The organism is Nonomuraea sp. NPDC050310 (genome assembly GCF_040655795.1).
Classification (GTDB): domain Bacteria; phylum Actinomycetota; class Actinomycetes; order Streptosporangiales; family Streptosporangiaceae; genus Nonomuraea.
In genome coordinates, this window is sequence record NZ_JBFAKP010000006.1 from 317,839 (window position 1) to 330,573 (window position 12,735).

The 12,735-nt window shown below is 72.9% G+C and carries 13 protein-coding genes; 4 read left to right on the plus strand and 9 right to left on the minus strand.

Going from position 1 to position 12,735, the window contains the following annotated elements; genetic code table 11:
• Positions 1 to 14: 14 nt before the first annotated feature.
• Positions 15 to 1,790, minus strand: coding sequence for a SpoIIE family protein phosphatase (locus AB0I67_RS18610; protein ID WP_357924684.1), 1,776 nt, complete (start codon positions 1,788 to 1,790; stop codon positions 15 to 17).
• 127 nt (positions 1,791 to 1,917) lie between these two features.
• Here AB0I67_RS18610 and cmk point away from each other — a divergent pair, with 127 nt between their 5' ends.
• The 3 genes from cmk (at position 1,918) to aspS (ending at position 5,631) form a co-directional block, all read left to right on the plus strand.
• Entirely contained in the window at positions 1,918 to 2,574 is a 657-nt protein-coding gene (gene cmk / locus AB0I67_RS18615) for a (d)CMP kinase (RefSeq protein ID WP_357924686.1), read from the plus strand.
• 36 nt (positions 2,575 to 2,610) lie between these two features.
• Positions 2,611 to 4,014, plus strand: coding sequence for a ribosome biogenesis GTPase Der (gene der / locus AB0I67_RS18620; protein WP_357924689.1), 1,404 nt, complete (start codon positions 2,611 to 2,613; stop codon positions 4,012 to 4,014).
• 375 nt (positions 4,015 to 4,389) lie between these two features.
• Positions 4,390 to 5,631 carry an aspartate--tRNA(Asn) ligase gene (gene aspS / locus AB0I67_RS18625; protein ID WP_357924691.1) on the plus strand — a complete coding sequence of 414 codons (1,242 nt, stop codon included), beginning with the start codon at positions 4,390 to 4,392 and terminating at the stop codon, positions 5,629 to 5,631.
• Here aspS and AB0I67_RS18630 read toward each other — a convergent pair.
• The 4 genes from AB0I67_RS18630 to AB0I67_RS18645 all read right to left on the minus strand — a co-directional run bounded on the left by AB0I67_RS18630 (position 5,621) and on the right by AB0I67_RS18645 (position 8,927).
• A complete protein-coding gene (locus tag AB0I67_RS18630; RefSeq protein WP_357924693.1) occupies positions 5,621 to 7,126 on the minus strand; it encodes an MFS transporter in 1,506 nt (501 codons plus the stop codon). The two genes, aspS and AB0I67_RS18630, sit on opposite strands and share 11 nt — an antisense overlap.
• Entirely contained in the window at positions 7,123 to 7,797 is a 675-nt protein-coding gene (locus tag AB0I67_RS18635; protein WP_357924696.1) for an LppX_LprAFG lipoprotein, read from the minus strand. Before AB0I67_RS18635 ends, AB0I67_RS18630 begins: the two co-directional genes overlap by 4 nt.
• Before the next feature lie 65 nt (positions 7,798 to 7,862).
• Entirely contained in the window at positions 7,863 to 8,321 is a 459-nt protein-coding gene (locus tag AB0I67_RS18640; RefSeq protein ID WP_357924698.1) for a MarR family transcriptional regulator, read from the minus strand.
• Positions 8,322 to 8,336: 15 nt separating this feature from the next.
• Entirely contained in the window at positions 8,337 to 8,927 is a 591-nt protein-coding gene (locus AB0I67_RS18645; protein ID WP_357924701.1) for a malonic semialdehyde reductase, read from the minus strand.
• 57 nt (positions 8,928 to 8,984) lie between these two features.
• Between AB0I67_RS18645 and AB0I67_RS18650 the strand changes: the two genes are divergently transcribed.
• Positions 8,985 to 9,905 carry a cation diffusion facilitator family transporter gene (locus tag AB0I67_RS18650; protein WP_357924704.1) on the plus strand — a complete coding sequence of 307 codons (921 nt, stop codon included), beginning with the start codon at positions 8,985 to 8,987 and terminating at the stop codon, positions 9,903 to 9,905.
• Here AB0I67_RS18650 and AB0I67_RS18655 read toward each other — a convergent pair.
• The 4 genes from AB0I67_RS18655 to AB0I67_RS18670 form a co-directional block, all read right to left on the minus strand.
• Complete coding sequence (locus AB0I67_RS18655) at positions 9,902 to 10,081, minus strand: hypothetical protein (RefSeq protein ID WP_357924705.1); 180 nt, start codon at positions 10,079 to 10,081, stop codon at positions 9,902 to 9,904. The genes AB0I67_RS18650 and AB0I67_RS18655 overlap by 4 nt on opposite strands.
• Before the next feature lie 4 nt (positions 10,082 to 10,085).
• Positions 10,086 to 10,670 (minus strand): phosphopantetheinyl transferase-like protein, encoded by a 585-nt coding sequence (locus AB0I67_RS18660; RefSeq protein WP_357924708.1) that lies wholly within the window; start codon positions 10,668 to 10,670, stop codon positions 10,086 to 10,088.
• Between the two features lie 21 nt (positions 10,671 to 10,691).
• Positions 10,692 to 11,228 carry a hypothetical protein gene (locus AB0I67_RS18665; protein ID WP_357924709.1) on the minus strand — a complete coding sequence of 179 codons (537 nt, stop codon included), beginning with the start codon at positions 11,226 to 11,228 and terminating at the stop codon, positions 10,692 to 10,694.
• Between the two features lie 111 nt (positions 11,229 to 11,339).
• Positions 11,340 to 12,734 carry an aminopeptidase P family protein gene (locus AB0I67_RS18670; RefSeq protein ID WP_357924711.1) on the minus strand — a complete coding sequence of 465 codons (1,395 nt, stop codon included), beginning with the start codon at positions 12,732 to 12,734 and terminating at the stop codon, positions 11,340 to 11,342.
• Position 12,735 lies beyond the last annotated feature (1 nt).

Genomic DNA, 12,735 nt, shown 5'->3' on the forward strand with positions numbered 1-12,735 from the left:
GATCGGCTGGCGGGCTAGAACTCCGGCTCGTCGTGGGCTCGCAGCACCAGCAGGGCGGTGTCGTCGGCGTGGCCGGGGGCGGCGAAGCGGCGCAGGTCCTCGTGGACCGCGCGGATGATGTCGTCGGCGCTCTCGCCGGGCGCGGCGGCGACCGCGGTGCCGAGCCGCTGCGGGCCGTACAGCCGCCCCTGCTCGTCACGCGCCTCGGTCACGCCGTCGGAGTACAGGACGAGGGCCTCGCCGTACCGGAGCTTGATCTCCTGGACGGGGTACCCGGCGTCGTCGAACAGGCCGAGCGGCAGCCCGCCCCCGTCGGCGGGACGGACCACCCCGTCGGCGCCGCGGATGAGCGCCGGCGGGTGCCCGGCGGAGGCCAGCCGAATGCGCAGCCCGCCACAGGAGGGCGACAGGAGCGCGAGGACCGCGGTGACGAACCGGTCGGTGTCGGGATGGACCAGCAACGCGTGGTTGATCTCGCCGAGCAGCACCGCCGGGTCGTCGATCCGGCCGGCCAGCACGCGCAGGCCGTGCCGCGCCACCGCGGTGATCGCCGCCGCCTCCTCGCCCTTGCCGCAGACGTCGCCCAGGACCAGCCCCCAGCCGCCGAGGCAGGGGAAGACGTCGTAGAAGTCGCCCCCGACCAGCTCGCCCTCACCGGCGGGTGAGTAGAGCGAGGACAGCCCGCAGCCGGGCACCTCCGGCAGGCGCCGGGGGAGCAGGCTGGCCTGCAGCGCGTGCGCGGAGGTGGCCCGGCCCCGCCGGGTGCGGTCGGCGCGCAGCGCGAGGGCCAGGTGGCGGCCGGCCCGCTCGCACAGGCGGAGGTCCTCGTGGTCGAAGCCGGGGCGGTCGGAGCGGCGGATGAGGGTGAGGGTGCCGAAGCCGTCGATGTCGTCGCCGATCGGGGTGATGATCACCGATCCGGCGCGCAGCAGGGTCAGCGCGGGCAGCCCGGACTGGTCGCGGCCGAGCGCGAGCTCGTCGTGGATCGGGTTGAGCAGGGCCGGGCCGTCGTCCTCCAGCGGCGCCAGCCGTTCCAGCAGGCCGATGCTGTCGAGCTCGCCGGGGTCGCCCGCGACCGCCGCCCGGGTGCGGGAGCCGTCGCGGTAGCGGCGGTCGATGACGGCGAGGTCGGCGTAGGAGGCGGTGAGCACCTCGGCGGCCCGCCGCAGCAGCCAGCCCTCGCTGGGCTCGCGCTCGGCGAGCAGCGCGCCGGCCAGCTCGCTGATCACCTCGATGCGCACGTCGCAGGAGGGCGGGGGCGCCGGTGGGACGCCGCCGCCGGAGGGCAGGACGGTCACCGCCACCAGGTCCTCGCCCGGCAGGCGCGTCATCGTCAGCTCGGCGGCCACAGCCTCGCCGGTGAGGCACAGGTGCGTGGACAGGGAGAGCTCGGCGCCCCCGTGACAGGCGGCGTGCAGGTGCGAGCGGAAGGCCGGCCGGTGGGCGAGGTCGACGACCGCCACGAAGGGCTTGCCGTGCACGGCCGGCAGGCGCGGCCCGAAGGCGCGGCCGGCCGCCTGGTTCAGCCGGGTGATGCGGCCCTGGAGGTCGAGCAGGAAGAGCGGGACCGGCATGCGGTCGAGCAGCCCGCACAACGACTGCCGGTGCCGGCGGCCCTCGACGGCGGCGGCGCCGATCCTGGCCTCGCAGCCGGCCAGTTCGCGCTGGGCCCGGTCGAGCTCCAGCAGCGCCGCCTGGAGCAACCGGTCGGCCTGTCCCGGGTCCCAGCGGTAGGTGGCTCGGAGCCCGGCGATGCGATCCGCCAGCGTTACGGTCTCCACCCCGTCCATGGACCGAGCGTAGCCGGGCGTAACTGCCCGTGTCAGGAATTCTCCCGGACGCCTGCCGCAGGCCCGGCCCGTCCGGTGCGGGGGTCAAGGCACGGTAACCTCCTTGGGTTGAGTCGAAGGAGGAGTCGTGGCCGGTCTGGTCGTAGCCGTGGACGGGCCCTCGGGGTCCGGCAAGTCGAGCGCATCCCGTGGCGTCGCCCGCGAGCTGGGCCTGCGTTACCTGGACACCGGGGCGCAGTACCGTGCCATGACCTGGTGGATGCTGGAGCACGGCGTCGAGGTGGGCGACCAGGAGGCCGTCGCGGCGCGGGCCGCCGAGCCCGTCCTGGAGTCCGGCACCGACCCGCAGGGTCCCACCATCCACGTGGACGGCGCCGACGTCGCCACCGCCATCCGCGGTGACGCCGTCACCGGCTCGGTCTCGCTGGTCGCGGCCGTGCCGGAGGTCCGGCGGCGGCTGGTCGCCCTGCAGCGCGAGATCATCGGCGAGGGCGGCATCGTGGTCGAGGGCCGTGACATCGGTTCGGTGGTCGCTCCCGACGCCACGCTGAAGGTGTACCTGACCGCCAGCGCCGAGGCCCGCGCCAACCGCCGCACCGCCGAGCTCACGGGCACGACGGTGGAGGCGCAGCAGGCCGCCATGGCGCGGCGTGACACCCTTGACTCGACACGTAAGACCGATCCGCTCTCGATGGCGGCTGGCGCCGTCGAGCTCGACACCACGGCCCTGAACCTCGAAGAGGTCATCGCCACGGTGGTGAGACTGGTCAAGGAGCGCGCCTGAACGGATCAGGCGCGGTACTCGTGAGGATGAACACAGATGTCAACGGGGGACTCCGGCTGGATTGAGGCCGAGCTCGAAGATCTGACGACAGAGCACGGGGAGGACGAGGCCGACAGCGGCCCGCTCCCCGTCCTGGCCATCGTGGGCCGCCCCAACGTGGGCAAGTCCACGCTCGTCAACCGCATCATCGGCCGCCGCGAGGCGGTCGTGGAAGACGTCCCGGGCGTGACCCGTGACCGCGTGACCTACGACGCCAACTGGCGTGGCCGCCGCTTCACCGTCGTCGACACCGGCGGCTGGGACCCCGAGGCCACCGGCATGAACCTGCGCATCGCCGAGCAGGCCCAGGTCGCCGTGGAGCTGGCCGACGTGATCCTGTTCGTGGTCGACGCCACGGTCGGCATCACCGACGCCGACCAGGAGGTCGGCAACGTGCTGCGGCAGTCCGGCAAGCCGGTCATCCTGGCCGCCAACAAGGTCGACAACCAGCAGCTCGAGCTCGAGGCGCACGCCATGTGGTCGATGGGCCTGGGCGAGCCGTACCCGGTCAGCGCGCTGCACGGCCGGTCCAGCGGCGACCTGCTCGACGTGGTGCTCGACAAGCTGCCCGAGACCCCGCGCGAGACCTTCGGCACCGAGCGCGGCCCGCACCGCGTGGCGTTGCTCGGCAAGCCCAACGTGGGCAAGTCCTCGCTGCTCAACAAGCTGGCCGGCGAGGAGCGGGTGCTGGTCGACCCGATGGCCGGCACCACCCGCGACCCGGTGGACGAGCTGGTCGAGCTGGGCGGGCAGATCTGGCGCTTCGTCGACACCGCCGGCATCCGGCGGCGTGACCGGGAGCTGCAGGGCGCCGACTTCTACGCCGCCATGCGCACCCGCGCGGCGCTGGAGAAGACCGAGGTGGCGATCGTGCTGATCGACGCCAGCGAGCCGCTCACCGAGCAAGACCTGCGCATCCTCAGCATGGTCATCGAGTCCGGCCGCGCGATGGTGGTCGCCTTCAACAAGTGGGACCTGGTCGACGAGGACCGGCGGTACTACCTGGAGAAGGAGATCGACCGGCAGATGGTCCGCATCCCGTGGGCGCTGCGGGTCAACATCTCGGCCAAGACCGGCCGGCACGTCGACCGGCTCGTCCCGGCCATCGAGAAGGCGCTCGACTCCTGGTCCACCCGGGTGCCGACGTCGCGGCTCAACGCCTTCCTCACCGAGCTGGTGCAGCAGACGCCGCCTCCGGTGCGGAGCGGCAAGCAGCCCAAGATCCTCTTCGCCACGCAGGCGTCGACCGAGCCGCCGAAGTTCGTCCTGTTCACCTCCGGGTGGCTGGAGGAGACCTACCGGCGCTTCATCGAGCGGCGCATCCGGGAGGAGTTCGGTTTCGCCGGCTCGCCCATCGAGGTGACGATGAAGATCCGCGAGAAGCGCAAGAAGGAGAAGTAGGCGCCTCGCTCCCCGGTCCGGCACCCAGGTGTGCTCGCGGTCGAGCCGCTCCGGCGGCTCGGCCGGGGTGCCGTACATGTGGGGCCGATACTCGGTTGGCCGGGGCGCCCCTGCCCGGTTACAGTGGCCGCAACACGTTGAGGGAGACGAGTAACCCGAGGTCCACGCGGGCCGAGAGAGCCGCCGGTCGCTGTGAGGCGGCCCCGCGTCCCCGGGTGAAGACACTCCTGAGTGCGGGGAGGAAATGCCCCGCCGGTCCGGCCTCCGTCATCGGGCCGCCAGAGGCCGCCGATCCGGCGGCGAAGGTGTGGTGGCACCGCGAGTCCCTGCTCGCCCGCACCTCCCAGGGGTAGTCTCCGAGGAGGTGCCGTAAGCATGTCACGTGTCCTGTCCGCCGAGCTGCCCGAGTTCGCCGGCCGCCGAGTCACCGTCGCGGGCTGGGTCCATCGCCGCAGAACGCTCAAATCCGTCAGTTTCCTGATCGTGCGCGACCGTGCCGGGATCATCCAGATCGTCAGCCCCGTGCCCGGCCTGCCGGTCGAGGAGAGCGTCGTCGAGGTGAGCGGCCTGGTCACCGCCAGCGCCCAGGCGCCCGGCGGCGTCGAGCTCACCGAGCCGCGCATCACCGTGCTGAGCGAGCCGGCCAAGGCGCCGCCGTTCGCGCTCTACCGGCCCGAGGCGCCGGCCACGCTGCCGCTGCTGCTCGACCACGCGCCGGTCGCCCTGCGCCACCCCAGGCTGCGCCGGGCGCTGGAGATCTCCGCCGCGAGCGTCGCGGGCTTCCGCGCCACCCTCGACGGGCTCGGCTTCACCGAGATCCACACGCCCAAGCTGGTCGCCTCGGCCACCGAGTCCGGGGCGAACGTCTTCCCGGTGGACTACTTCGGCCGCACCGCCTACCTGGCGCAGTCGCCGCAGTTCTTCAAGCAGATGATGGTCGGCGTCTTCGAGCGGGTCTACGAGGTCGGCCCGGTCTTCCGCGCCGAGCCGCACGACACCGCCCGCCACCTGGCGCAGTACACCAGCCTCGACGTCGAGCTCGGCTTCGTGCGCGACCACCGCGACGTCATGGCCGTCCTGCGCGAGCTGCTGGCCGGCATGATCGAGTCGGTACGGCGCAGCGTCCCGATGGAGCTGCCGCAGGTGCCGGCCGAGATCCCGGCCCTGCACTTCACCCAGGCGCAGGAGCTGACCGGTTCCGACGAGCCCGACCTGTCGCCGGAGCAGGAACGCCGGCTGTCGGAGTGGGCCAGGCGCGAGCACGGCTCGGACTTCCTCTTCGTGACCGGCTACCCGATGGTCAAGCGGCCCTTCTACACCCACCCCGACCCGGCGCGCCCGGCCTACTCCAACGGCTTCGACCTGCTCTTCCGGGGGGTCGAGCTGGTGACCGGCGGGCAGCGGCTGCACCGCTACGAGGACTACCTCGCCGCGCTGGCCGAGCGCGGCGAGCCGGTCGAGCCGTACGAGGGCTACCTGCAGGCCTTCGCCTACGGCATGCCGCCGCACGGCGGGTTCGCCATCGGGCTGGAGCGCTGGACGGCGAAGCTGGCCGGGCTGGCCAACGTCCGGCAGGCGGCGGCCTTCCCGCGCGACCTGCACCGCCTCACGCCGTAACCCGCCGGGCGGGCATCAGCAGGGCGAGGGCCGCGCCGGCCACGCAGAGCACTCCGGTGACCAGGAACATCTCGGTGTACTCCACGTGCAGCGCGGCCTTCACCTGCGCGGTGTACTCGGCCATCTTCCGCGCGAAGGCGGCCGGGTCGCCGGTCGGCAGCGGGGTGTCCAGGTCGGCGGTGAGCGACTGGAAGCGGTAGAAGCCCCAGGCCGACACGGCGGCCACGCCGATCAGCATGCCCATCATCCGGGCCACGACGACCGCGGCCGAGGCCACGCCGTGCTGGGCGGGGCCGGTGGTGCGCAGCACGGCGGCCGACACCGGGGCGATGACCAGGCCGAGCCCGGCGCCGGCGATGATCAGGCCGAGGTCGATCGGGTGGTCGCGCAGCTCCAGCGGCCAGGCGGACATGACGAAGAAGCCGGCCGAGGCCACGGCCAGTCCGGCGGCGGTCACCGCCCGGTCGCCCAGCCGCCGGGCCAGCGCGCCGCCGGCCAGGGCGGCCACCGGCAGCGCCAGCAGGAAGCGGGCCAGCACCAGGGAGGCGTCCAGGGCGGGCAGGCCCATCAGCGTCTGGGCGGCGAGCTGGACGAACACCATGGTGATCAGGAGCGCGGCGCCGGTGACGAAGCTGACGCCCAGGGTGGCCAGGAGCGGGCCCTTGCGGGTGCCGGTCAGGTCGAGCAGCCGGACGGGGGAGCGGATCTCCCACCAGACGAACACCGCCGCCGCCAGGACGCCGAGCCCGATCAGCGGCCAGCCCCAGGGCGGCAGCACCGCCTCGGCGGGCTCCGGATTGTACAGCCCGGCCACCAGCAGTCCCAGGGCGAGGGCCAGCAGCCCTCCGCCGACCGGGTCCACCCGCCTGCTTCCGGCCGGGTCCACTCGCTTGTCCCCGGCCGGGTCCGCCCGCTTGTCCCCGGTCGCCGTGGGCGCGCCGCGGGGTACGGCGAGCTGCACGGCGACCGCGGCCAGCGCCACCAGCGGCAGGTTGATCCAGAAGATCCACTGCCACGACCCCAGCGCCAGCGCCACGACCCCGCCGTACAGCGGTCCGAGCGCGCTGCCCAGCTCCTGGGCCGCCCCGACCGCGCCCAGCGCCACGGGTCGCTCGCGTTCGTCCCACAGGTCGCCGATGAGCGCCATGGTGATCGGCAGCAGCGCGCCGCCGGCGATCCCCTGCAGCGCCCGCCCGGCGGTGACCACCACGACGGTGTCCCCGAGCGCGGTCACCACCGAGCCGAGGGCGAAGACGGCCAGGCAGAGCTGGATCAGGGGACGCCTGCCGTACCGGTCGGAAAGCTGGCCGAGCAGCGGCATGGCGGCGATGTAGCCGAGCAGGAACCCGGTGACCACCGGGGTGATGCGCTCCAGCCGGTTGACCGGCACCCCCACGGTGCGCGAGATGTCGACCAGGACGGTCACGACGACGTAGGCGTCGAGCGCCGCGAGCAGGACGACGGCGCCGCCCGCGGCGAGGACGAGCTTCCTCATCCGGCCGGCGGCGGGGTGATCTGGACGGCGGCGTCGTAGTCGCTGAGGGTCACCGTCGCCGAGCCGCCCTGCAGCGGCAGCGTGACGCGGTTGATCCGGCTGGTGGCCTTGTCGATGAGGAACTGCGCGTTGACGTCCTGGTTGACACCGGGCACCAGGGCCTTGAGGGCGTCCTGCTTGAGCGCGGCGGTGGCGCGGTAGGCGCCGCCCTCCTCGCCGTCGACCGTGGGGTTGGCGGCGGTGGTCAGGATCTGCGCCAGCCCCTTGGCCGGGTCGAGGATCTGGGCGGGGTCGTAGCTGAGCGTATGCATGAGCGTCTGGCGGGTCATCGTCTGGAACCCGCCGGTGGGGCCCTTGAAGTAGACGGTGTCGCCGAGCAGCACGAAGCTCATCTCGGTGAGCTGACCGAACAGCTCGACCGAGAGCGTGCCGTCGGCGTCGCCTGCGGTGGTCAGCCGGCCGTCGGCCTTGCGCAGCGGCACCGCGGGCGTGCCCTCGGTGGTGATGGCGAAGGTGGCCGACTTGACCGTCTTCATCGCCTCGGCGGTCTTCTTCATCAGCTCGGGCCCGGCGGGCAGGGCGCCCTCACCCGAGCAGGCGGCCACCAGGGCGAGCAGCATCAGGACGACGAGCGCGAGCGGCCGGGGGGAGGGGCGGGACCTTGTCACCATGAGCGGATCGTAGCGAGCGCCCGGCCGGGGTTCGCACGACAGGCCGATATCGGTTTCGCCTCGGCTCAGCGCAGGCTCTTCAGGTGCGCGACGATCGGGGCGTAGGCCTGCTCGAGCGCTTCGAGCTGGTCGTCGGTGAGCAGGTCGACGAAGTGCTGCCGCACGCCGGCGACGTGGTGCGGGGCGACCTGCTTGATCGTCTCCCAGCCCTGGTCGGACAGCACGGCGAAGGTGCCGCGCCGGTCGTCGGGGCAGTCCTCGCGGGTGACCAGGCCCTTGTCCTCCATGCGGGAGATCTGGTGCGACAGGCGGCTGCGGGACTGGATGGTGGCGTCGGCCAGGTCGCTCATCCGCATCCGGCGGCCGGGGCTCTCGGAGAGGTTGACCAGGATCTCGTAGTCGTTGATCGAGAGCCCGAACTCGTGCAGCTCACGGTCGAGCCGGTGCAGCAGGAGCTTGTGCATGGCCAGGTGTGCGCGCCACGCCCGCTGCTCGGCCTGACTCAACCATCGTGGCGTCCCCATGATCCCAAATGTACCTCAGACGGAGGTCACGACTTCGTCGAAGGCCAGCCGCGGCTGCCTCGGGAAGTGCGCGTCGGCCTCGGCGGCGTGACCCAGGTTGACGACGGCGATGACGTGGTGGTCGCCGTCGGGGAAGAACTCCTTGCTCAGGCCGTCGGCGTCGAAGCCGGCCATCGGCCCGGCGGCCAGGCCCGCGGCGCGGGCGCCGACGATGAAGTAGCCGGTCTGGATGGCGGCGTTGAAGCGGGCCGCGGCGACACGCCCGGCTTCGTCGGCCGCGTACTGCGCGGCGGCATCCGGCTTAATCGGGAAGACCTTGGGCAATTCCTCGTGGAAATCGAGGTCGGCGGCGAGCAGGGCCACCAGCGGGGCCTTGCCGATCTTCGGCTTGTTGCCCTCGCCCATGTGCGCGCGCACCCGCTCGCGGGCCTCGTCCGATCGGACGAGCACGATGCGCAGCGGCTGGCTGTTCATGGCGGTCGGACCGTACTTGACCAGGTCGTACACGGCCTGGACCGTCTCGTCGGACACGGGCTCGTCGGTGAAGCCGTAGGTGGTGTGGGCGGCACGGAAGAGCAGGTTCTGGGCGTCCTGGTTGAGCATCATGTTCCGCAGAACAACAGATGAATATTCAACTATTCCGCTCTGCTTCAATGATCTACCATGGCGGACAGTCTGGGAACGGTGCTGGTCGCGGGGGCGGCCAACCTGGCCATCGCCGCGGCCAAGTTCGTGGCGGGTCTGGTCAGCGGCTCGGCCGCGATGATGTCGGAGGCGGCGCACTCGCTGGCCGACACGGTCACCGAGGTGCTGCTGGTGATCGCCATCCGGCACGGCGGCCGGGCGCCCACCCGGCGCCACCCCTTCGGGTACGGCCAGGTCAGCTTCTTCTGGGCCATGCTCGCCGCGGTGGCCACCCTGGTCGGCGGCGCGGGCTTCTCCATCACCCACGGCCTGCACACCATCGCCGACGGCGAGGACCTGAGCGACCTCACCCTGTCCTACGTGGTGCTCGCCGTCTCCTTCGCCATCGAGACGGTCTCCTTCCTCAAGGGCCTGTCGCAGACCCGCACCGAGGCCCGCCGCTGGAAGGTCTCGCCCATCCGGCTGCTGCGCCGTACGCCGGACACGGCGCTGCGGGCGGTGATGCTGGAGGACAGCGCGGCGCTCATCGGGCTCGTGCTGGCCGCGCTCGGGCTGCTGGGCTCGCAGCTCACCGGCTCGGCCACCTGGGACGGCCTGGCCTCGGTCGCCATCGGCCTGCTGCTCCTGGCGGTGGCGATCAGCCTGATCAGCGCCAACGCCTCGCTGCTCATCGGGGAGGCGGCCGCGCCGCGGCTGGAGGAGGCGATCCGCGCCACCCTGACCGCGCAGCCCGAGGTGGACGAGGTGGTGGAGCTGCTCACCATGTATCTCGGGCCGGCGCAGCTCCTGGTCGCGGCCAAGGTCGACTTCTCCGACGAGGCGAGCGCCGCCGGCGTGGAGAACGCCTGCGACGAGGTGGACCGCCGGCTGCGCGCGCAGGTGCCGAGCATCAGCCAGGTCTTCCTGGACCCGACCCCGACCCGGCGCACCGGCTCCTAGACGTCGAGGGCCATCACGATGGCGATGCCGACGACGTGCATGACGACGACGATGACGATGAGCGAGATGAAGACGAACTTCGCCGGGCCGTGCTCGAAGGTCTTGCCCTCTTCGAGCGGCTTGCGCTTGGCCATCCGATCGGCGATGCGCTCCTCGATGGGCTTCTTGTAGAACACCCTTTCAGGGTATCCGGCGGGCCGGCCGGTCGGTCACCGCGGTGCCCAGCACGCCGTCGCACTCCCATTCCAGCACGTGGGGGCCCGGCCGCCAGGCGGTGGTGCGCATCCGGTCGAGGCTCAGCTCGCCGCGTTTGATCAGGGCCTCCTTGCGCGCCCACAGCCGGATGAGCTCGCGGCTGTCGGCCACCCGCTCGCCGGGCGCGGTCACCGAGGCGGCCAGGGCGGGGTCGAGCGGGCCGTCGGGGATGCGTTCCACGTCCACGCCGACCTTGCCGGGGCCGGCGACGGCGGCGACGTAGCCGCGGGTGTGGCTGAAGCTGACGCCCAGCTCGGGGTGGCCCTCCAGCGAGGGGCGGCCGTGCCCGGGGCCGTGCAGGTCGCAGTGCTGCGTCAGGACCAGGCGGGCCGGGTCGGCGTCGAGGCAGGCGGCGGCGGCCAGCCGTACCAGCAGGTGGGCGGCGACGAAGGCGGCGCGGTCGGCCTCGTGCCGCAGCCGGGCGGCCCGCTCCCGCTCGGCGGGGGTCAGCCACGACGGCGGGGCGTCGATCTCCTCGGGCCGGCCGGCCATCACCACGGCGTCAAGCACCGCGCCAGCATAGAGGGGGGCTCAGCGCGGCTGCGGCGTGGGGGTGCTCAGGATGGTGACCTCCTGCGCCTTCCAGGCGGCGCCCTCCCGGACCAGCAGCAGCTTGAGGTGCGAGCCGTGCACCTCGCGGACCGGCTGGCCGGACTCCACGCGCGAGTCGACGACCACGACCGCGCGCGCGGTGGCCTCGCCCACCTCGCCCAGGTAGACCTCGCGTACGGTCGCCTGCGAGACGGCCTTGTGCGCGAGGATCGAGCGCCGGGTCGCGGCGCCGAACTCCCGGTCGTACAGGGCCATGAAGTCGCCGGTGGACAGCCGGGCCAGCGTCGCCCGCGCGGCGGGCAGGTCCTGGTAGTCGTAGCTCAGCAGCGCCCGGGCGAACTCCCGGGCCGCGACCGAGACCTGCGCGCGCAGGTCGCGCTCGGCCGCCAGCCGGCCCCTGGCCTGCTCGGCGTTGCTGGCCCCGGTCCACTGGAGGACGGCGAAGGCGGCGAGCGCCAGCACCGCCAGCACGGCCGCCACCCCGAGGGCCCGCCCTCGCCACCCCTGGGACGCCATGCGCCCACGATGCCATCCGCGCCGCTGATCACGGAGGCGTTCGTCCGAAACCGGTCAGGTACGGCGGCGCCCACCGGCGAGGGCCGGCGGGCGCCGTCGATGGGGCGCGGGTCAGGACAGCAGCGCGCCCATCCAGCCCTCGACCTCGTCGGGGTGGCGCGGCAGCCCCGCCGACATGAGGCGGGCGCCGTCCTTGGTAATGACCAGGTCGTCCTCGATCCGCACGCCGATGCCCCGGAACTCCGGGGGCAGGGTGAGGTCGTCCTGCTGCAGGTAGAGGCCGGGCTCGACGGTCAGCACCTGGCCCTCCTCCAGCACGCCGTCGAGGTAGACCTCGGCCCGCGCCTTGGCGCAGTCGTGCACGTCCAGGCCGAGCATGTGGCCGCTGCTGCACAGCGTGTAGCGCCGGTACAGGCCGCTCTCCATGAGCGAGTCGACCGAGCCGCTCAGCAGGCCCCAGTCCACCAGGCCCTCGGTGATGACCCGCATGGCCGCCCGGTGGAAGTCGCGGAACTTCGCGCCCGGCCGCAACGCGGCGATGCCGGCGTTCTGGGCCTCGTAGACCAGCGAGTAGATCTGCCGCTGGACGGGCGAGAAGGTGCCCGACAGCGGGAGCGTGCGGGTGATGTCGGCGGTGTAGAGCGAGTCGGTCTCGATGCCGGCGTCGAGCAGGAGCAGCTCGTCGCGGTCGAGCCGGCCGTCGTTGCGGATCCAGTGCAGGACGCAGGCGTGCGAGCCGGAGGCCACGATGCTGTCGTAGCCGACGGCGTTGCCCTCCAGCCGCGAGCGCAGGCCGAAGACGCCTTCGAGGTAACGCTCGCCGCGCGGGTGGCCGAGCGCCGCGGGCAGGGCGCGCACGACGTCCTCGAAGCCGCGGGTGGTGGCGTCGACGGCGAACTGCAGTTCGCCGACCTCCCACTCGTCCTTGATCAGCCGCATCTCCGACAGGAAGATCTGCAGCTCGGCGTCGCCGCCGCCGACCGGGACGCGGCGGTCCACCTCGGGGTCCACGTCGCGCAGCACCCGGGCGGGGGCGGACAGGTCGAGGGTGTCGACGTGGGCGGTGGGCAGGCCGTACAGGTCGCTCGCCTCGCGCAGGTCGGGGCGGCGGCCCACCCAGAACTCGCCGTAGCGGCGGTCGCGGTAGAACTCCTGGCTGCCCTCGCGCGGCGAGCGCGGGCGCAGGTAGAGCACCGACTCGCCGGACGGCTCCACGACCAGCACGTCACCGGGCTCGGTGTGGCCGGTCAGGTAGGAGAAGGCGCTGTGCGGGCGGAAGCGGAAGTCGCTGTCGTTGCTGCGCACCTTGAGCGTGCCGGAGGGGATCACCAGCCGTTCGCCGGGGAAGCGGGCGGCCAGGGCGGCGCGGCGCTTGGCGGTCCAGGGCGCCACCGCCAGCGGGGCCAGGTCGTCCCGGTGGGTGTCGGCCCAGCCGGTGGCCATGAAGGCGGCCAGTTCCTCGGTGATCGGCAGGTCGTGGCTGCCGGTGTTCAATTTCTCGGTCATG

What these genes read in the sequence shown, in the direction of transcription:
- AB0I67_RS18610 (WP_357924684.1), bottom strand. Translation starts at nt 1,790, where the DNA reads ATGGACGGGGTGGAGACCGTAACGCTGGCGGATCGCATCGCCGGGCTC.
- der (WP_357924689.1), top strand. Translation starts at nt 2,611, where the DNA reads ATGTCAACGGGGGACTCCGGCTGGATTGAGGCCGAGCTCGAAGATCTG.
- aspS (WP_357924691.1), top strand. Translation starts at nt 4,390, where the DNA reads ATGTCACGTGTCCTGTCCGCCGAGCTGCCCGAGTTCGCCGGCCGCCGA.
- AB0I67_RS18630 (WP_357924693.1), bottom strand. Translation starts at nt 7,126, where the DNA reads ATGAGGAAGCTCGTCCTCGCCGCGGGCGGCGCCGTCGTCCTGCTCGCG.
- AB0I67_RS18635 (WP_357924696.1), bottom strand. Translation starts at nt 7,797, where the DNA reads ATGGTGACAAGGTCCCGCCCCTCCCCCCGGCCGCTCGCGCTCGTCGTC.
- AB0I67_RS18640 (WP_357924698.1), bottom strand. Translation starts at nt 8,321, where the DNA reads ATGGGGACGCCACGATGGTTGAGTCAGGCCGAGCAGCGGGCGTGGCGC.
- AB0I67_RS18645 (WP_357924701.1), bottom strand. Translation starts at nt 8,927, where the DNA reads ATGATGCTCAACCAGGACGCCCAGAACCTGCTCTTCCGTGCCGCCCAC.
- AB0I67_RS18650 (WP_357924704.1), top strand. Translation starts at nt 8,985, where the DNA reads ATGGCGGACAGTCTGGGAACGGTGCTGGTCGCGGGGGCGGCCAACCTG.
- AB0I67_RS18665 (WP_357924709.1), bottom strand. Translation starts at nt 11,228, where the DNA reads ATGGCGTCCCAGGGGTGGCGAGGGCGGGCCCTCGGGGTGGCGGCCGTG.
- AB0I67_RS18670 (WP_357924711.1), bottom strand. Translation starts at nt 12,734, where the DNA reads ATGACCGAGAAATTGAACACCGGCAGCCACGACCTGCCGATCACCGAG.